Annotated in this window: 14 protein-coding genes; 10 read left to right on the top strand and 4 right to left on the bottom strand. The window is 43.9% G+C overall.

From position 1 onward, the window contains the following. The first annotated feature begins 30 nt into the window (after positions 1-30). The 4 genes from ccoG to ccoS all read left to right on the top strand — a co-directional run bounded on the left by ccoG (position 31) and on the right by ccoS (position 4,887). Positions 31-1,500 (top strand): cytochrome c oxidase accessory protein CcoG, encoded by a 1,470-nt coding sequence (gene ccoG / locus GHNINEIG_RS10340; RefSeq protein WP_135796576.1) that lies wholly within the window; start codon positions 31-33, stop codon positions 1,498-1,500. 90 nt (positions 1,501-1,590) lie between these two features. Continuing rightward, positions 1,591-2,136: a FixH family protein gene (locus GHNINEIG_RS10335; protein WP_223260879.1), complete on the top strand. Its 546-nt coding sequence runs from the start codon at positions 1,591-1,593 to the stop codon at positions 2,134-2,136. Between the two features lie 13 nt (positions 2,137-2,149). Continuing rightward, entirely contained in the window at positions 2,150-4,636 is a 2,487-nt protein-coding gene (locus tag GHNINEIG_RS10330; RefSeq protein ID WP_135796574.1) for a heavy metal translocating P-type ATPase, read from the top strand. 29 nt (positions 4,637-4,665) lie between these two features. After that, positions 4,666-4,887, top strand: a complete 222-nt coding sequence (gene ccoS, locus GHNINEIG_RS10325; RefSeq protein WP_135796573.1) for a cbb3-type cytochrome oxidase assembly protein CcoS — start codon at positions 4,666-4,668, stop codon at positions 4,885-4,887. A 123-nt stretch (positions 4,888-5,010) separates the two neighbouring features. Here ccoS and GHNINEIG_RS10320 read toward each other — a convergent pair whose 3' ends face one another. The 3 genes from GHNINEIG_RS10320 to gpmI form a co-directional block, all read right to left on the bottom strand. Next, the gene (locus GHNINEIG_RS10320; protein ID WP_135796572.1) at positions 5,011-6,423 is read right to left on the bottom strand and encodes an FAD-dependent oxidoreductase; all 1,413 of its coding nucleotides are present in this window, start codon (positions 6,421-6,423) and stop codon (positions 5,011-5,013) included. Between the two features lie 12 nt (positions 6,424-6,435). After that, a complete protein-coding gene (gene gltB, locus GHNINEIG_RS10315; RefSeq protein ID WP_135796571.1) occupies positions 6,436-10,917 on the bottom strand; it encodes a glutamate synthase large subunit in 4,482 nt (1,493 codons plus the stop codon). A gap of 255 nt (positions 10,918-11,172) precedes the next feature. Next, positions 11,173-12,738 (bottom strand): 2,3-bisphosphoglycerate-independent phosphoglycerate mutase, encoded by a 1,566-nt coding sequence (gene gpmI, locus GHNINEIG_RS10310; protein WP_135796570.1) that lies wholly within the window; start codon positions 12,736-12,738, stop codon positions 11,173-11,175. 152 nt (positions 12,739-12,890) lie between these two features. Between gpmI and GHNINEIG_RS10305 the strand changes: the two genes are divergently transcribed. The 4 genes from GHNINEIG_RS10305 to GHNINEIG_RS10290 are packed head-to-tail and all read left to right on the top strand — an operon-like array spanning position 12,891 to position 15,125. Then, positions 12,891-13,340 carry a rhodanese-like domain-containing protein gene (locus tag GHNINEIG_RS10305; protein ID WP_135796569.1) on the top strand — a complete coding sequence of 150 codons (450 nt, stop codon included), beginning with the start codon at positions 12,891-12,893 and terminating at the stop codon, positions 13,338-13,340. Beyond that, entirely contained in the window at positions 13,337-13,603 is a 267-nt protein-coding gene (gene grxC, locus GHNINEIG_RS10300; RefSeq protein WP_135796568.1) for a glutaredoxin 3, read from the top strand. Before GHNINEIG_RS10305 ends, grxC begins: the two co-directional genes overlap by 4 nt. 22 nt (positions 13,604-13,625) lie before the next feature. Then, positions 13,626-14,075 carry a protein-export chaperone SecB gene (gene secB, locus GHNINEIG_RS10295; protein ID WP_135796567.1) on the top strand — a complete coding sequence of 150 codons (450 nt, stop codon included), beginning with the start codon at positions 13,626-13,628 and terminating at the stop codon, positions 14,073-14,075. A 15-nt stretch (positions 14,076-14,090) separates the two neighbouring features. Next, positions 14,091-15,125 (top strand): NAD(P)H-dependent glycerol-3-phosphate dehydrogenase, encoded by a 1,035-nt coding sequence (locus GHNINEIG_RS10290; RefSeq protein ID WP_135796566.1) that lies wholly within the window; start codon positions 14,091-14,093, stop codon positions 15,123-15,125. A gap of 103 nt (positions 15,126-15,228) precedes the next feature. On the opposite strand, the gene GHNINEIG_RS10285 is transcribed toward GHNINEIG_RS10290, so the two are convergent. Then, positions 15,229-15,693, bottom strand: a complete 465-nt coding sequence (locus GHNINEIG_RS10285; protein WP_135796565.1) for a tRNA (cytidine(34)-2'-O)-methyltransferase — start codon at positions 15,691-15,693, stop codon at positions 15,229-15,231. A 30-nt stretch (positions 15,694-15,723) separates the two neighbouring features. Here GHNINEIG_RS10285 and GHNINEIG_RS10280 point away from each other — a divergent pair, with 30 nt between their 5' ends. Both GHNINEIG_RS10280 and tyrS read left to right on the top strand, forming a co-directional pair. After that, complete coding sequence (locus GHNINEIG_RS10280) at positions 15,724-16,671, top strand: dihydroorotate dehydrogenase (RefSeq protein ID WP_135796564.1); 948 nt, start codon at positions 15,724-15,726, stop codon at positions 16,669-16,671. Positions 16,672-16,690: 19 nt separating this feature from the next. Beyond that, the gene (gene tyrS / locus GHNINEIG_RS10275; RefSeq protein ID WP_223260968.1) at positions 16,691-17,884 is read left to right on the top strand and encodes a tyrosine--tRNA ligase; all 1,194 of its coding nucleotides are present in this window, start codon (positions 16,691-16,693) and stop codon (positions 17,882-17,884) included. The last annotated feature ends 262 nt before the right edge of the window (positions 17,885-18,146 follow it).

Here is an 18,146-nt window from a genome sequence, read left to right as displayed (position 1 = left end):
CAGCGCATGATGACGACTAAGGATTAAGTGATGTCAGAAGAAAATAAAACAGAATATACCAATAGCTCACAAACCAAGTCTTTACTGGATGACATGGATACCTCAAATAAAAACCTACAGCATATTGGTGTCGAATTATTAACAGTTCATACAGAAGGAACGGTTCACGCGAAACGAATGAGCGGAACTTTTAGAACCATTAAGTGGCTGGTCGCTGCAATGTGGTTATCCTTATTTATTGGGCCCTATCTACGTTGGGATGACCGTCAAGCCATTTTGTTCGATTTAGCGAATCGTCAGTTTCATTTTTTCGGTATTACCGTTTTACCTCAGGATATCTGGATTCTTGCAATGATTTTGCTTTTCTTTGCATTATTGCTTGCTGCAACAACCGCGATCGCTGGAAGGCTATGGTGTGGTTATGCTTGTTTCCACACAGTTTGGGTGGATGTGTTTACTTGGATAGAGGAAAAAATAGAAGGTTTGCCTAACAAGCGAGTTAAGCTTGATCAAGCACCGCTAAGCATCAGTAAGCTTCAAAAGAAAATTCCAAAATGGATTTTATGGGGCATCATCGGGTTTATGACAGGGTTTAGTTTTGTTGCCTATTTTGATCCAGTGTTTGGATTATGGGAAAGACTGTTTACTTTGGATTGGACCGTTACAGAAACCACTATCATTTTAGGACTTGCTGCGGCGACCTTTTTCTTCGCAGGTTTTATGCGTGAACAAGTATGTATTGGTTTTTGTCCTTATGCCCGTATTCAAGGGGCCATGATTGATACTGAAACAGTTGTGCCAACTTATGACATTGATCGTGGAGAACCTAGAGGTCGTATGAAACGTCCAAAACCAGGGGAAGAAGCGCCAGAACTAGGAGATTGTATCGACTGTAATTTGTGTGTGGCTGTGTGTCCTACAGGGGTGGATATTCGAAAAGGGCAGCAGTTCGGTTGTATTACTTGTGGTCTTTGTATTGACGCATGTGACTCGGTGATGGAAAAGATTAAAAAGCCAAAAGGGTTGATTCGATATGCTTCACTGGCTGAGTTTGCAGGTAAGGCTTTTGTTCCATTTTATAAGCGTCCGCGTGTTTTGGTTTATACATCCATTATGACATTTGCTGCAGCAGCGATGATTTGGGGATTAGCAACGATGTCTCCTATTGATGTAAAGGTACTACATGAGAGAGCTCCTTTGTTTGTACAAATGAGCGACCGTACCATTCAGAACAAATACTATGTCAAAGTGGTCGATAAAAGTAATGAGCCTATTGCGGCAAAAATAACTGTAACTGGTCCTGATAGCTTAATATATATAGTTGATAAAGTGATTCATGTTGCGCCAGGCAATGTTGGGACGGCAACACTGCTGGTTAAAATACCGAAGAAAGATTTGACCAGCTCCAATACACCGATCCAGATAAAAGTACAGGATTTAAATAACCCTAATATCAAGGAAACTTACGACAGTATGTTTATAGGGCCAAAAATGCGTTAAGCCTATTTCAATAAACTACTGATGTCGTCGCGCCTGAAGTTCAGGTATAATTAGGCTCTTAACAGGGCCTTTTTTATGGAGGAAAAATCCTTGGAAAATCTTGAAGAACAAACAAAACCATCTGCTAAAAAAGATAAGCGTGACTGGAGCGTCGCTTGGAAGAATCCTTTTGTAATCGGGTGGTTCTTAATTCTTACCGTCGTATTGACTGTTAATTTCTTTATGGTCAGTATGGCGATTGTGACGTCACCCGGCCTGACAATTCCTGACTTTTACGAGAAAGGAAAAAACATGGGTGCGATTATTGCAAAAAGAAAGCATATGGAAGACCTTGGTTGGCAGTTTAATATTGATCTGCCGCTGTTAAAAGAAGGCTCTGATCAGGTCGTCACTGTTAAGGTGCTGGATAAAAACGGTCAAGAATTTGATGTTGATAGCGCTGTATTATATTACTATCGTCCTTCTAATAAAAAATACGACGGTCAGTTAGTGCTTCAGTCAACAGGTCAAACAGGGACATATCAAGGGACATTGAACCTGCCCTTGAAAGGTAAGTATGACCTAGTCATGGAAGTGACGAAAGGAGAAGAAGTTTTTAATTTAGGTCGCTCCATTATGGTTCAAGACGCCTCCTAGGCAAATAATCATTATGAATCCATCCTGTTACCACTGCGGTCAAGGCATTAATCAAGGTGCCTTGGTTCTGCGTAAAATCAATCAAGTCGAGCGAGAATTTTGCTGTCATGGCTGTGCTGGCGTTTGTGACGCCATCCATGAAGCAGGGCTTGAAAGCTTCTATCGAAGAACGCCTGAAGGGGAGCTTTTTTCGCCTCCTCCACCTCCTAACAAAGATATTGAATTTTTTGACTATGATGAAGTTCAGTCACAATATGTGGGAGGGCTGGATCAGAAACGCGAAATTACTTTGATTTCTGAAGCGATTCATTGCGCTGCCTGTATTTGGCTTATCGAGCATACGCTGGCGAAGTTGGATGGCGTGCAGATGGCAAAAGTGAATTTTACCAATAAGCAAATCAAGCTACGTTGGGATAATGACCAGATCAAGCTGTCACAAATCATTCAAGAGTTAAACCGCGTTGGGTATGACGCAACCCCTTATGATGCGTCTAGCAGTGAAGAAGCCTTCCGCAAAGCCAATCGTGACTTGCTTTACCGGTTAGGATTTGCCGGGTTTGCGATGATGAATGTCATGTGGTTTTCGGTAGCGCTTTATGCAGGGGCCGACGAAGATACAGAATTTAGACATTACTTTCACTGGATCGAGTTTATCATTGCAACAATTACCCTGGCTTATTCTGGAAAGCCATTTTTAGCAGGTGCAATCACTTCTCTAAAAGCCCGTTCGGTAGGAATGGATGTCTCCATTTCATTGGGGATTTTAACCACGTACTTCTATTCATTCTGGGTCACAATTGATCCTCTGCATCCCGGCAATGTCTACTATGACACGATGATCGACTTTATGTTTCTATTGTTGATTGGACGTTACCTAGAAGCTATTTCCAAAAACAAAGCCATTGATTCAACCCGACGGCTTATGGATCTGCAACCAAAAGTCGCTCGGTTAAAAACTGAAAATGGCATAGAAATAGTTCCAGTCAGAAAACTGCAAGCGAATGATGTGGTGTTAGTAAAGCCTGGTGACCAAGTGCCGGTAGATGGAGAGGTGGTTGAAGGCATTGGAAATGTTAATGAATCTATGTTGAGTGGTGAATCTCGAGAAGTTTTTAAAACGGTAGGATCTCATGTTTCAGCAGGAACTTTGAATCTCGATGGCGCGCTGTTTATCAAAGTGACTTCAATCCTACAGGACACCATGTTAGGGAAAATCGTCCATATGGTGGAAGATGCGCAAGGTTCCAAGGCTCCGATTCAATGTACAGCTGAGAAAATTATGCCTTGGTTTGTATCAGTTGTGATTGCATTGGCAACTTTGAGTTTTGTTTATTGGATTGTTAATGCAGATTTAGAAACAGCCATGATTGCTGCGACTTCTGTATTAATTATTACCTGTCCTTGTGCTTTTGGTTTAGCAACACCAATGGCAACAGCCGTTGCTTCGGGAGTTTCAGCACAAAATGGCATCCTGATTAAGAATGGTGCTGTGTTGGAAGTTTTGAACAGTATTGATCATTTTGTATTTGATAAGACCGGTACTTTGACCAAAGGTCAGATGCAGCTGAAAGATTACAATTTTTATGACATTGAAAGTGAATATGAACTGCTGAAAGATTTGGTTAAAGTTGAGTTTCATTCTGAGCATTCTCTAGGAAAAGCAATTGTACAAAGCTTACAAGCGCAGCACCCTGAGTTCAAAACGTTGGATATGAAGACGACCTATTTTCAAGCGCATCCTGGAAAAGGGGTGGAAGCGAAAGTACAAGGTAAACATTATCAGATCGGTACATCGCAATGGTTAGAAGGGTTTGAGTTAGCCATACCTGAGCAACTACGAGCATTGGAAGCGGAGAAAGCTCAGCTGGGGCAAACCAGTGTATGGGTGGCTCAAAACAACCGTATTGTGGCGATTTTGTTCTTAGAAGATGAGATACGAGACGATGCAGTCGAGATGATTCAACGTCTTAAGCAGCGAGGTAAGAAAGTCACTCTGTTGAGTGGGGATCGTCAGTTGGTCGCAGAAACGGTGGCAGAACGATTAGGGGGCATGGCGTTGCAGGCAGAGGTTTTACCTGAACAAAAACACCTCGCGATTCAAACTTTGCAAAAAGACGGTCAAATGGTTGCCATGGTGGGAGATGGTATTAATGATGCCCCGGCAATGGCGCGGGCTGATGTCAGTATTGCATTAGGGTCTGGAACAGATGTCTCTATGGACTGTGCGGATATTGTCTTGTTAAATAATGAATTGCTGTCGGTGGATACGGCAATTGACTTGTCCGAACGAACGCTCAAAACCATAAAAGAAAATATTGCCAGTTCAATTATTTATAATATCACTCTGGTACCTTTGGCAATGGCAGCGATGTTAACACCGTTGATTGCGGCAATTACTATGCCGTTAAGTAGTTTGGTAGTCATTGGAAATGCGGCACGGATACGATCGTTTTACAGTAAAAATGCCATAGCAAAACGCCGTCAAAAATCGGTAGAATGATTATCTAAGTAACAAAAGGAGAAGATTGTATGGATGTGGTATTTGGATTAATTCCTATGATGCTCTTCTTTGGGTTTTTGGTGGTTGTGGTGTTTATTTGGATGGCGAAGTCGGGTCAATTTGATGATCTTGATGGTGCGGCGAATAGCATTTTTATGGATGAAGAGTTCGATGAAGAGTTAAAGAAAAAAGAAACAGATTCAAAAATGACGGAATTATCAGAATCAAAAGAAGATAACTCCTCCAGCTAGAAGACTCAAAAAAGCCCAGGCCTGGGTAGAATTAAACTTAAAGGTCGGGATAATAAAAAAGGCCGTTTAAAACGGCCTTTTTTGTATCTGAATGAAAGAAAGTTGGAATTTAACTTATTAAACCTAAACCTCTAAGTAATCCAAAATCCCTTCAGCTGCTTTCCGGCCTTCTGCGATAGCGTGTACGACAAGGCTTGAACCTCGTACCATGTCGCCCCCTGCAAATATTTTAGGGTTTGAGGTTTGGAAAGGGAACTCAGACTCTTCTTTTGCAACCACAGTGCGCCAATCTGTCAAGTTGATGTCGAAGTCATTAAACCATTCTGGCGGATTCGGCTGGAACCCAAACGCTACGATGACGGCATCGCAATCAATGATGGTTTCAGATCCTTCAACCATTTCTGCTCGACGACGACCATTTTCATCAGGTTCACCCATGCGGGTTTGAATGACCTTGATGCCAGCGACTTGCCCATCTTTTTCAATGACTTCGACCGGTGCCAGGTTGAATTTGAATTGAACGCCTTCTTCCTTGGCATTTTTCACTTCGGCTCTTGAACCAGGCATGTTTTCCTCGTCACGACGATAGACGCAGTAAACTTCAGAAGCGCCTTGACGGATAGAAGTACGTGTACAGTCCATAGTGGTGTCACCACCGCCTAATACGACAACACGCTTGCCTTTCATCGAAACAAAAGGCTCAGGGCTTTGTGCCATTTTCAGTTCGTTTTTAACGTTACCAATTAAGAAGTCGAGTGCTTTATAGACTTGAGGTAGATCTTCACCTGGGAAGCGTCCAGCCATCGGCTTGTAAGTTCCCATACCTAGGAAGACCGCATCATAATCTGAAAGTAGAGCGTCAAATGCGATATCCTTGCCGATCTCGGTGTTGCAATGGAACTCAACGCCCATACCTTCAAGAATCTTACGGCGTTTCACTACAATGTCTTTATCCAACTTAAACTGTGGAATACCAAACGTTAGCAACCCACCGATTTCTTGTTCTTTTTCAAACACGATAGGCTTTACGCCATTACGAATTAAGATGTCTGCACAACCGAGTCCAGCAGGTCCAGATCCAATGATTGCCACTTTTTTGTCAGTCATCGTGACATTATCAAGTGTCGGTGTCCAGCCCATGTCAGTAGCCGTATCGGTGATATATTTTTCCACCGCACCAATCGTGACGGCACCAAAATTGGTGTCTTCTAAAGTACAGGCTTCTTCACATAAACGATCTTGTGGACAGATTCGACCACACATCTCTGGTAAAGAGTTTGTTTGGTGTGATAACTCGGCAGCTTCAATGATGTTGCCTTCCGACACCAATTTTAACCAGTTAGGAATATAGTTGTGAACAGGACAAGCCCATTCACAATAAGGGTTCCCGCAATGAAGGCAGCGGTCAGCTTGCGCCATGGCTCGTTGTGGATCAAACTCTGTATAAATTTCTTCAAAGTTTTCCTTACGTTCCATCGCATCTTTCTTAGATGGAAGCTGGCGATCTAGTTCTAAAAATTGTCTTACATTTCCCATGATTAGCTCCCTTTATTCCCCATCACCGCCGTGGGCGAATAAATCTAATAATTTATCAACGTTAATGGCGCGTGATTTCACTAACCAGAAGTTATGCAAGTAGCGACTGAAATTATCGATAACTTCTTGCCCAAATTGACTGCCGGTTTTTTCAACATACTCTGTCAGTAGTTCTTGTAAATAGACACGATACGCTTCCGTTGATTCTGTATCAATACGAACCGCTTCTACCATTTCCGTGTTCAAACGATCTGGTAACGTTCTGTCTAAATCTAGGATGAAGGCCATCCCGCCAGACATTCCGGCACCGAAGTTAACGCCCACTTGTCCTAAGCTCACAACGCAACCACCTGTCATGTATTCACAACCATGATCACCTAAACCTTCAACAACTGCCGTCGCACCGGAATTACGAACAGCGAAACGTTCTCCACCTGTACCGTTAGCAAATAGTTTTCCACCGGTTGCACCGTATAAACAAGTGTTCCCAACGATTGGGGTGTTGTGTGGATCAAATCCATGTTCTTTGACTGGGCGAACTACAATTTCACCGCCTGACATGCCTTTACCAACATAATCGTTCGCATCCCCCTGAAGATGAAGGTTTAGGCCGTCCACGTTGAATACCCCAAATGATTGCCCAGCAATGCCTGTTAGAGATAAGGTAATTGGTGCATCTTTCATGCCATGGTTGCCATAGCGCTGCGCGATTTCACCTGCAATACGAGCCCCGATTGAACGCCCGGTATTAACAAGATGGAAACCAAACTCACCGCCTGTTTTATTTTCAATGGCAGGTAAAACGGTTTTAACCATTTCTTCCGCAATATGACCATCATCCCAAGGGTTGTTGCGAGAGACCTGCACCGTTTGCGGTTTGTTTTCAGGAACGCCACCATCCGTAATAAACGGCGTTAGGTCAATACTGTTTTGTTTATCTGTCAGAGGTTGGTCAATCATCTTCAGAAGGTCAACGCGGCCGACCAAGTCTTCCAGTTTGGCGACACCTAGTTTAGCAAGCCACTCACGCGTTTCTTCTGCAACAAAACGGAAATAGTTGATAACCATTTCAGGCATACCGATAAAGTGTTCTTTACGTAGTCTTTCATCTTGTGTTGCCACCCCTACAGCACACGTATTCAAGTGACAGATACGTAAGTATTTACAGCCAAGTGCGACCATTGGTGCTGTTCCGAATCCGAATGACTCTGCCCCTAATATCGCGGCCTTGATAACATCCAATCCTGTTTTTAACCCACCATCAGCTTGCAGGATAACTTGTCCACGCAAGTCATTCGCACGCAGTACCTGGTGTGCTTCAGCCAGTCCCATTTCGAATGGGTTACCGGCATATTTTACCGAGGTCAGCGGGCTGGCACCCGTCCCGCCATCGTAACCTGAGATAGTGATTAAATCAGCATAGGCTTTTGCAACACCGGCTGCAATGGTCCCTACACCTGGTTCCGCAACCAATTTCACTGAAACCAAAGCATTCGGGTTAACTTGTTTCAGGTCGAAAATAAGCTGAGCCAAATCTTCAATTGAATAAATATCATGATGTGGCGGTGGTGAAATTAAGGTAACGCCTTCAACCGAGTGACGCAGTTTCGCAATGGTTGCATCCACTTTATGACCTGGAAGCTGTCCACCTTCTCCTGGTTTTGCTCCTTGGGCCACTTTAATCTGTAGGACTTCAGCATTGCGTAAATAGTGTGCAGTCACCCCAAAACGACCGGATGCGATCTGCTTGATCTTCGACATCTTTTCCGTACCGTAACGGGCTGGGTCTTCAGCACCTTCGCCAGAGTTTGAGCGAGCACCAATGCGGTTCATCGCAATTGCCAAGGCCTCGTGCGCTTCTGGTGAAAGGGCACCTAATGAGATCCCTGCGGAATCAAATCGTTTGTAAATAGACTCAACCGGCTCAACGTCTGATAAATCTATTGATTTAATCCCGTCTTTAAAGCCAATCAGGTCGCGAACCGTCATCGCAGGGCGTTCATTGACCAGTTTGGCAAATTTGTTATAGGCGATTTGGTCGCCTTTTTGTACGGCTTCACGCAAATAATTGACCACATCAGGGTTGTAGGCATGATATTCACCGCCATGCACATACTTCAACAACCCACCAGGTTGTAAGAATTTACGAGGGTTAAAGGCATATTTTGACGTCTTGATTAGGTCAGCTTGTAAGTGTTCAAAGCGTGTCCCTTCGATGCGAGTCGGAGTGCCTTTGAAACATAGGTCAACAATTTCCTTGCTCAAACCAACGGCTTCAAATAATTGTGAACCACGGTAAGAGGTGATGGTTGAAATCCCCATTTTCGAAAGGATTTTGAACAACCCTTTGTTGATCCCTTTACGGTAATTTTTGATGTACTCAGAAATGCCAACTTTTTCATCAAGTTCCTTGGTACGAATCATATCCTGTAAGCTTTCATAGGCTAAATAAGGATAGACCGCTGTTGCCCCATAACCAAATAATACGGCAAAGTGATGAGGGTCACGGGCTGTACCCGTTTCGACAATGATGTTAGCTTCAGGGCGCAGGCCTTCAGCAATTAAACGGTGATGCACCGCACCTGTTGCCATCGCAGCCGGAACCGTAATCAACCCTTTTTCAATGTTCAGGTCACTTAAAATAAGTAATGTCACACCATTCTTAACCGCTTCAACTGCTTGCTCACAAACCGCGATGGTCGCTGCTTTCAAGTCTGTGTTTTCAGGGGTGTAATGTAGAGAAATGCGTTGGTTGCGATAATTATCATCCACAATGCTGGTTAAGTGTTTCATCATCGAGGGCGATAAAATCGGTGATTGTGATTCTAAACGACGCGCATGGTCTTCGCCTTCGTCAAACATGTTGAGCTCACGCCCAAAACAGGTATTCAAAGACATGACGATGTTTTCACGCAACGGGTCAATCGGTGGGTTGGTGACCTGAGCAAACATTTGACGGAAATAGTCAAACACCGAGCGTTCTTTATGAGAAAAGACCGGTAGCGGGGCATCGTCCCCCATTGAGCCAGTGGCTTCTTGCCCGGCTTCAGCCAACACACGGATGACCTGATCCCGTTCTTCAAAAGTGACCTGGTAGTATTTTTGATAAATGTCGGCTTCGTTGCTGTCCCAGTCGAATGTATGGTCTTCGCTGTCCAAACGTTCTTCAAGATGCATGTAGCCTTTATCCATCCATTCACGATAAGGCTTGGCGGCTTTTAAGCCAGCATCAATGTCTTCCGGTTTAAGCAGTTTTCCAGCTTCAAGGTCTACCGCAATGACTTGACCAGGTTTTAGGCGACCTTTTTCAACCACATCTTCAGGTGCATAATTATAGACACCGATTTCAGAGGCAAAGGTAATGTGACGGTCTTTGGTAATCACATAACGTGTTGGACGTAAACCATTTCGGTCAACACCGCAAATGGCATATTTACCAGTGTTGATTACCATCCCGGCTGGTCCATCCCATGGTTCCATATGCATAGAGTTATACTCTAGGAAAGCTTTTAGGTCTGGATCCATGTGTGGCATATTTTGCCAAGCTGGCGGGATCAATAAACGCAGTGCTTGGAAAACGGGCATGTCACCCATCATCAACACTTCCAGCATGTTATCTAGAGAGTTGGAGTCAGAGCCTTCTTGTGCAACAAGCGGTTTTAAATCAGACAGCTCGGGAATTAATGGCGTTTCAAATTTACTTTGTCGCGCTAAAGCCCAGTTACGATTCCCTTTGATGGTATTCAACTCACCATTGTGTGCTAAGAAGCGGAAAGGTTGCGCCAAACGCCACTGTGGCAAAGTGTTGGTTGAAAAACGCTGATGATAAGAAATCAAAGAAGATTCGAATCGTTCATCTTTTAAATCCAAATAGAACTCAGGCAGTTCTTTTGGCATCACCAGACCTTTATAGGAAATCAGTTGGCTATGTAAAGAGGCGATGTAAAAAGTTTCATCTTTTGGCTCAACCGCCATTTCCGTTTTACGGCGAGCAACAAACAATGCTCGGTTAAAGTCAGCATCACTCATCTCGACAGGTGCGTTGATATACACCTGTTCAATTAGCGGCTCCATACCAGCTGCTTGTGCCCCCAGTACTTCTGAAGCAACAGGGACTTTTCGCCAACCCGCAATGCTCAGCCCTTTAGATTCCAGTGCTTTTTCCAGCTCAGCTCTCGCAAAGGCCGCTTTATCAGCGTCTTGGTTTAAGAAAATCATACCGCTGGCATAGTTTTCAGACAGGGTAAATCCAAGATCCTTGGCTTCTTGGCGAAGGAACGCATTTGGCTTTTTAATCAATAAACCACAGCCATCCCCGGTGCAACAGTCTGCGGCGACACCACCACGGTGAGTCATATTGGCCAAGGATTCAATCGCTGTTTGAACCGCCCAATGACTCGGCTTGTCGTCCATTTGGGCGATCATGCCGAAACCACAGTTCTCTCTTTCAAATTCAGGAGAATATAGACCTTGTAAGCTGTTGAGTGAATTCATAATTCAGTTTCCTGTCTGTAAACATTTATAACACGTTGTTATAAAGGCACTTTTTAGGGTACGTTTGGGTATCTGAGTGCGAAAAAATTAAAATGGTGCGAAATTATACTTTTTTAGCGGTTTGAAAGCAATGTTTAGCATGCCCTCGCTAGTAAAATATTGGGAATGTAGATAAGAAATGAAATTTGTTCTATTTAGCAAAGTGTCATCCAAAAACAGCCAGGCCTGGCTGAATTTGGGTGCACTTTCTTGGCATTAAGCTTTGTCAATTAAGGAGATGCCGGTCATTTCTTCTGGTTTTTCAATTCCCATCATGTCTAACAAGGTTGGAATCACGTCGCATAACGCCCCACCATCCTTCAATGGATAGCCTTTCTTGCCAAAATAAACGAAAGGCACAGGGAAAGTGGTGTGTGATGTTAGCGGTTTGCCGGTTTCTTCATTGAACAGCATTTCCATATTACCATGATCTGCAGTCACAATGGCTTCACCATCGACCGCTTTGAGGGTTGTTAAAATTTCGCCTAAAGCTTCATCAACCGCTTCAGCTGCTTGGACGCAGGCATTAAAATCCCCTGTGTGCCCAACCATGTCTGGGTTGGCGATGTTACAGATAAAGGTATCATATTCCCCTGATTTAATCGCAGCAATGAGCTTTTCTTTAAGCTCCGGTAAGCTCATTTCAGGTTGCAGATCGTATGTTGCAACTTGCGGGGAGTTAATTAATACACGCACTTCATTGTCATTCGGTTCTTCAACGCCACCGTTAAAAAAGAAAGTGACATGGGCGTATTTCTCAGTTTCTGCAATGCGAAGTTGTTTTAAACCTTTTTTCGAAACAAACTCTCCGAAGGTGTTTCGAAGGCTGGTTGGACGATAGGCTACCAGTGCGCCAAATTTTTCAAAATTCTTTTTGTACTCTGTAAGTGTGACAAAAGCAGATAAAACCGGTGTTTTACAGCGATGAAAGTCAGCAAAGTCATCCATGATGAAGGCTTCGGTCAACTGGCGCGCCCGGTCGGAGCGGAAGTTCATGAAAATAACGGAGTCACCATCTTTAACACGGGCTGGTTTGCCATTGTTGCGAGGGATGACGGTGGCTTGAATAAACTCATCATTTTCACCTCGAGCATAAGCCATCTCTACAGCTTCTTTTGCATTTTTCGCTTCAAATTCCGCTGAACCGCAGGCAATGGCATCGTACGCTTTTTTGACGCGCTCCCAACGGTTGTCACGGTCTAATGCAAAGTAACGGCCTGTAACCGATGCAATGCGTCCGCCGCCCAGTTCTTTCATGAAGGTTTCGAGCTCTTCAATATACTGAAGTGCGCTTTGCGGTGCCGTGTCTCGTCCGTCAGTGAAGATGTGTACATACACTTTGGCGCCGCGGTCGTGAGCCATTTTAATGCTGGCCTTGATGTGGCTGATGTGTGAGTGCACCCCACCATCTGATAGAAGGCCTAAAATATGGACTTTGTGGTTGCGGTTGCTGGCCGCATCAATTGCTTTGACTAAAGCGTTGTTTTCAAAAAAGCGTCCATCATCGATGTCTTTCTGAATGCGAGTCAGTTCCTGGTAAACCACGCGTCCAGCGCCGAGGTTCATATGGCCGACTTCGGAATTCCCCATTTGCCCTTCAGGCAACCCTACGGCCATACCGGAAGTATTGATCAAGGTGTGGTGATAGTCTTTAAGTAGGTTGTCCCAGTTTGGCGTATGGGCTTGTGCAATGGCATTGTGTTGTGTTGCTTCACGATGTCCCCAGCCATCCAAGATGATCAATCCAGTTGGTCGGTTTTTAATTTGCACGGGTTTTGTCATATCGTTTCCTTTTGAGAAGATGTTTCGCAGAGTAGGGTGACATTCTCGGCAAAACGTATAAAAATTTCAAAATGTCATTTATTGTAACCAGTTTCACTGTTAAAATCATTAGCTTTGAATTTTGATTCATATGTTAGTTTAAGGGAAAACGAATGTTTATTGAATTTGTGGAAGAGCAAATTTTTCTGTTTATTGCATTAGGCGTCATCGTCATGATGTTGATTTTCAGTTATTTTGGAGACAAGGTTTCAGGGTATCGCTCTGTCAATGCAGATGAGGCGGTGCGACTATATAATTCCGGTGCTTGGGTGTTGGATGTCCGTACCGATGCAGAATATAAAACAGGGTACATCGGGGAAGCGGATAATATTTCATCCTCTGAGGTTGCCAAAAAACCAGAAATGGTCGCGAAGCACAAGGATGAAGATGTATTGGTGTATTGTCAGTCAGGCATGCGTTCGGCTTCCGTAGCCAAAGCCTTGGTTAAACAAGGCTTTACCAAAGTTCATAATTTGAGTGGCGGGGTGATGTCTTGGAAAAATGCAGGGTTGCCTTTGAATAAGCCCGTTTCAAAAAAAAAGCTAAGAAAGGAAAAAAAGTGAGTTCAACACAACCAGAAATCATTATTTATGCGACAAAAACCTGTCCTTTTTGCACCATGGCTAAGAGTTTATTGGATGGTAAAGGATTGACATACGATGTGATTGATGTCGGAACGGATCGTTCGATGTGGCAGGAGTTACAGGAAAAGACGGGGCGCAATACCGTACCGCAGGTTTTTGTAGGTGAACAGCATATCGGTGGTTTTGACGATTTATCTGCTGCCGACCGTTCTGGTGAGTTGGATCAGATTTTAGCAAAGTAATTAATTAAGGATTAAAGGCAAGATGTCAGAAGAAAACCAAGAAAAACAGTTTGGGATTCAAAAAGTCTACACGCGTAACGTGTCGTTTGAAGCGCCAAATTCACCAGAAATTTTCACACAAGACTTTCAACCACAGCTGGATGTTGACTTGAATGTCGAAAGCCGCTCTTTAGAAGAAGGTGTGTTTCACGTAGTTGTGCGCGTTACCGCGACAACTAAAATGGATGATAAGACTGCTTTCCTATGTGAAGTTGAGCAAGCGGGTATTTTCACTCTAATGGGCTTTGATGAAGGTGAAACGAATTATTTGTTAGGAGTTCAATGTCCAAATACCTTGTTCCCTTACGCGCGTGAAGCCGTTTCTGATCTAGTAACGCGTGGTGGATTCCCACAATTATTACTGGAGCCAGTGAACTTTGAAGGGATTTATGCAGATCATTTGCAAAAACAAGCTGAATCAACGAAACAATAAACTGGTAGAGACTGCGTGACAATAGCCAATAAACCTTTGACGATTGCCGTATTAGGTGCTGGTGCCTGGGGGTCGGCGTTGGCAATTCATTTGTCTCGAATTGGTCATCAGGTTAAGCTTTGGGATCACAATCCTGAAAATGCCGCAACGCTCGAGTCAGCAAGAGAAAATGTACGCTACCTGAAAGGGGTGCCTTTTCCAGACTTGTTAAGTGTGCAAAGTGATTTAAAGGCGACCTTAACGGATGTTGATGCTGTATTAATGGTGGTTCCTAGTCAGGCTTTTCGGGAAGTGCTTCAGAAAATGCATCACATTATGATGGGGTCTAAAGGTCATTATCACTTGGCCTGGGCAACCAAAGGATTTGAGCCGGATACCAGTTTAATGTTGCATGAGATTGTGCAGCAGGAGTTGGGTGAGCGCATTTCTTTTGCTGTACTCTCTGGGCCAACTTTTGCCGCGGAAGTAGCAAGAGGGTTGCCGACGGCGATGGTGAGCGCGTCGCGAGACCAGGAAGAAGCTCAGTTTTGGGCGGATGCTTTTCACTGTGATACCTTTAGAATGTATACCCAGCCTGATGTGGTAGGGGTCGAAATTGGCGGTGCCTATAAAAATATCATGGCCATTGCGACGGGTTTATCCGACGGGTTGCGATTAGGTGCGAATGCGCGAGCAGCACTGATTGGTCGCGGTATGGTTGAAATGATGCGATTTGGGGATGCACTTGGTGCGAAGCATGAAACAATGATGGGTTTGTCGGGACTGGGTGATTTGGTGCTGACCTGTACCGATGACTTGTCACGTAATCGTCGCTTTGGTTTGATGTTGGCACAGTCGCAGCGGCCTGCTGAAGAAGTGATTCAAGAAATTGGTCAAGTGGTTGAAGGGGTTAAAGCCGTCAAAGCAGTCAAGTTGATTGCGGATAAGTACCAGTTGGATTTGCCGATCATGGAACAGGTCTACAATATTATTGTCGGGAACAGCACTGCGGAACAAGCCGTGAAAGAGTTAATGCGTCGCCACGGCCGATCTGAGCTAGAGTTCGCTTAGTCACGATTATTGAAGCGGGTTTGAATTTGAACGTAGCATAAAAAACCACCAGACCTGGTGGTTTTTGCCGTTTAGACTTTATGGGCAGTATGCTCGGGCGTTGTTAGAGGTTCATGTCAAAGCCGAGCTGGCGCCAAGCTTCATACGCCATAACGGACACGGCATTGGCTAAGTTTAAGCTTCGACCACCTGGAATCATTGGGATGGTAAGCCGTTGGTCTTCAGGTAAACTTTCGATGACGTCTTTAGGAAGGCCGCGGGTTTCAGGGCCGAATAAAAAAGCATCTCCGTTTTCAAAAGTAGGTTCGGTATAATAGCGCTCGGTTTTTGTGGTCAAAGCGAAGACGCGATTTGGCTTGATCGTCTCGAGGCATGCTTCAAGTGAAGGGTGTTCTTGAAGGTTGGCGAGCTCTGCATAATCTAGGCCGGCACGACGAACTTTCTTTTCACTTAAATCAAACGCATAAGGTTGAATTAAGTGTAAGTGTGCGCCCATATTGGCGCTGAGGCGAATTAAAGCACCGGTGTTCTGCGGAATTTCGGGTTCATATAAGATGATGTGTATCATTTTGTTATAACTTTTAAGTGGTGAAAAATTTTGGTCGATTTATCTGTTAATTTGTGTGGTCTTAATTTTCGCAACCCTGTGGCGATGGCTTCAGGGAATGCGGGGTACGGCATAGAATACCAAGCTGTTTCTGGGTTTTCCAACCGCGATGTCGGCGCGGTGTTTTTAAAAGGCACCACGCTAGAGCCAAAGCTTGGTAATAAACCAGAAAGAGTCATGGAAACAGCCAGTGGTTTGCTGAATTCCATCGGACTGCAAAACCCCGGCGCTCATGCTGTGATAAAAGATTATCTACCAAAGTTAGACTTAAGCCAATCACAATTTATTATTAATGTGTCCGGCTCTTCTATTGAAGAGTATGCCGAAGTGGTTCGTTTGTTCGATCAAACCGACTTGCCGGCCATTGAGGTGAATATCTCTTGTCCGAATGTTAAAAAAGGCGGTGCGGCGTTTGGAAACGATCCTGATATGGCTGCAAAAGTGGTTGAAGCCTGTCGGGCCAATACGACCAAACCTTTGATTGTGAAATTATCACCCAATCAAACCGATATTGCGGAAGGTGCACGCCGAGTCATTGATGCCGGTGCCGATATGCTGTCGGCAATTAATACGTTAATGGGCATGCAAATTGACATTCACTCGGCTCGGCCCACGCTTGGAAACAATCAAGGCGGTTTGTCCGGCCCAGCGATTAAGCCGGTAGCGTTATTAAAAGTGCATCAGGTGTATCAAGTCGCAAAGCAATACAATGTGCCGATTATCGGTTTGGGCGGCATTGCTTCGGCAGATGATGCCATTGAATTTCTTTTGGCGGGTGCATCGATGGTTGCAGTGGGGACCGCGATGGCGAAAGATCCATTGTTGGTCAAAAAAATCAACCAGGGCATTGAAAAGTACATGGCCCGTTATGGTTATCAATCCGTTGCAGAAATGACGGGTAAACTCATATTAAATACAGACACCGTTTTGTGCGGTTAATGAGATAAGTAGAACAATGATGAAGACAGTAGAAGAACAGATGGCAGTAATTCAGCGTGGTGCTGAAGAAATCCTGGTAGAAAAAGAACTGATTGAAAAGTTAAAAAAAGGTAAGCCGTTGAAAATCAAAGCCGGCTTTGACCCAACAGCGCCTGATTTGCATTTAGGGCATACGGTGTTGATCAATAAGTTGCGTCAGTTTCAAGACCTAGGGCATGAGATTTTGTTTTTAATTGGCGATTTTACCGCCATGATTGGTGACCCAACAGGAAAGAGTGCGACGCGTCCGCCTTTGTCGGAAGAAGATGTTTTGAAAAATGCCGAAACTTATAAAGAACAAGTGTTTAAAATTTTAGACCCTGCTAAAACCAAGGTGGTGTTTAACTCAGAATGGATGTCGAAATTAAGTGCGGCCGATATGATTAAGCTGGCTGGAACGACAACCGTTGCCCGAATGTTGGAGCGTAATGATTTTGGTGAGCGTTATCAGTCCAATACGCCAATCGCTATTCATGAGTTTTTATATCCTTTGGTTCAAGGGTATGATTCCGTCGCGTTAGACTCTGATATCGAATTAGGTGGGACGGACCAGAAGTTCAACTTATTGATGGGGCGTACTCTGCAACAGCATTATGGTAAAGAGGCTCAATGTACCTTAACTATGCCAATCCTAGAAGGTTTGGATGGGGTACAAAAAATGTCGAAGTCTTTAAATAACTATATTGGGATTAAAGATGCACCAAATGATATGTTTGGTAAAGTGATGTCGGTTTCAGACGAGTTGATGTGGCGCTATTTTGAATTGCTTTCATTTGAATCGTTAGAAACCATTGCTGGGTATAAGAATGCGGTAGAGAATGGCGAGAATCCTCGTAATATTAAAATTAAACTAGCATTAGAATTGATTGAGCGTTTCCATGATAAAGAATCAGCTGAAGCCGCTTTGAAAGATTTTGAAACTCGTTTTTCAAAAAATGCCATTCCAGACGAAATGCCTGAATTTACTTTTAATGACGTTATGCCGTTAGCCAATCTTTTAAAAGAAGCGGGACTGGTATCTTCGACGTCCGATGGTCATCGAATGGTGAAGCAAGGCGCGGTTAAGCTTAATGGTGAGAAGGTAACGGATAGTAGAGCGCCTGTCGAAAACTGCGAGCAGCAAGTGTATCAAGTCGGAAAAAGAAAGTTTGCCCGCATTACGGTGAGTGCCTAGTCTTTTTATATTATATAAGTAGATCTGTTTTACTTTTAAGAAGCACTAAAAACCGCCAGGCCTGGCGGTTTTTGGTTTCAGGGTTAAAGGTAATGAAGCTGTTTAGATTTACTTCAAATTAGTCTAAAACTCTAAGTCCTTTATATTACAAGGGATTTGGTATGAATCGTCATTTGAATGTCAAAAAACTTTAAAAAAAGTAAAGAAAAGGGTTGCAAAAAAACGGGTGGCGGTTAGAATACGCATCTCTTTCAAACAGAGC

The sequence above is a fragment of the Hydrogenovibrio crunogenus genome (assembly GCF_004786015.1).
GTDB lineage: Bacteria > Pseudomonadota > Gammaproteobacteria > Thiomicrospirales > Thiomicrospiraceae > Hydrogenovibrio > Hydrogenovibrio crunogenus.
This window is presented reverse-complemented; position numbering and strand designations above follow the sequence as displayed.

Excerpts from the sequence above, each read along its gene's own strand:
- ccoG (WP_135796576.1), top strand. The coding sequence starts at position 31 with ATGTCAGAAGAAAATAAAACAGAATATACCAATAGCTCACAAACCAAG.
- GHNINEIG_RS10330 (WP_135796574.1), top strand. The coding sequence starts at position 2,150 with ATGAATCCATCCTGTTACCACTGCGGTCAAGGCATTAATCAAGGTGCC.
- ccoS (WP_135796573.1), top strand. The coding sequence starts at position 4,666 with ATGGATGTGGTATTTGGATTAATTCCTATGATGCTCTTCTTTGGGTTT.
- GHNINEIG_RS10320 (WP_135796572.1), bottom strand. The coding sequence starts at position 6,423 with ATGGGAAATGTAAGACAATTTTTAGAACTAGATCGCCAGCTTCCATCT.
- gltB (WP_135796571.1), bottom strand. The coding sequence starts at position 10,917 with ATGAATTCACTCAACAGCTTACAAGGTCTATATTCTCCTGAATTTGAA.
- gpmI (WP_135796570.1), bottom strand. The coding sequence starts at position 12,738 with ATGACAAAACCCGTGCAAATTAAAAACCGACCAACTGGATTGATCATC.
- GHNINEIG_RS10305 (WP_135796569.1), top strand. The coding sequence starts at position 12,891 with ATGTTTATTGAATTTGTGGAAGAGCAAATTTTTCTGTTTATTGCATTA.
- secB (WP_135796567.1), top strand. The coding sequence starts at position 13,626 with ATGTCAGAAGAAAACCAAGAAAAACAGTTTGGGATTCAAAAAGTCTAC.
- GHNINEIG_RS10285 (WP_135796565.1), bottom strand. The coding sequence starts at position 15,693 with ATGATACACATCATCTTATATGAACCCGAAATTCCGCAGAACACCGGT.
- tyrS (WP_223260968.1), top strand. The coding sequence starts at position 16,691 with ATGAAGACAGTAGAAGAACAGATGGCAGTAATTCAGCGTGGTGCTGAA.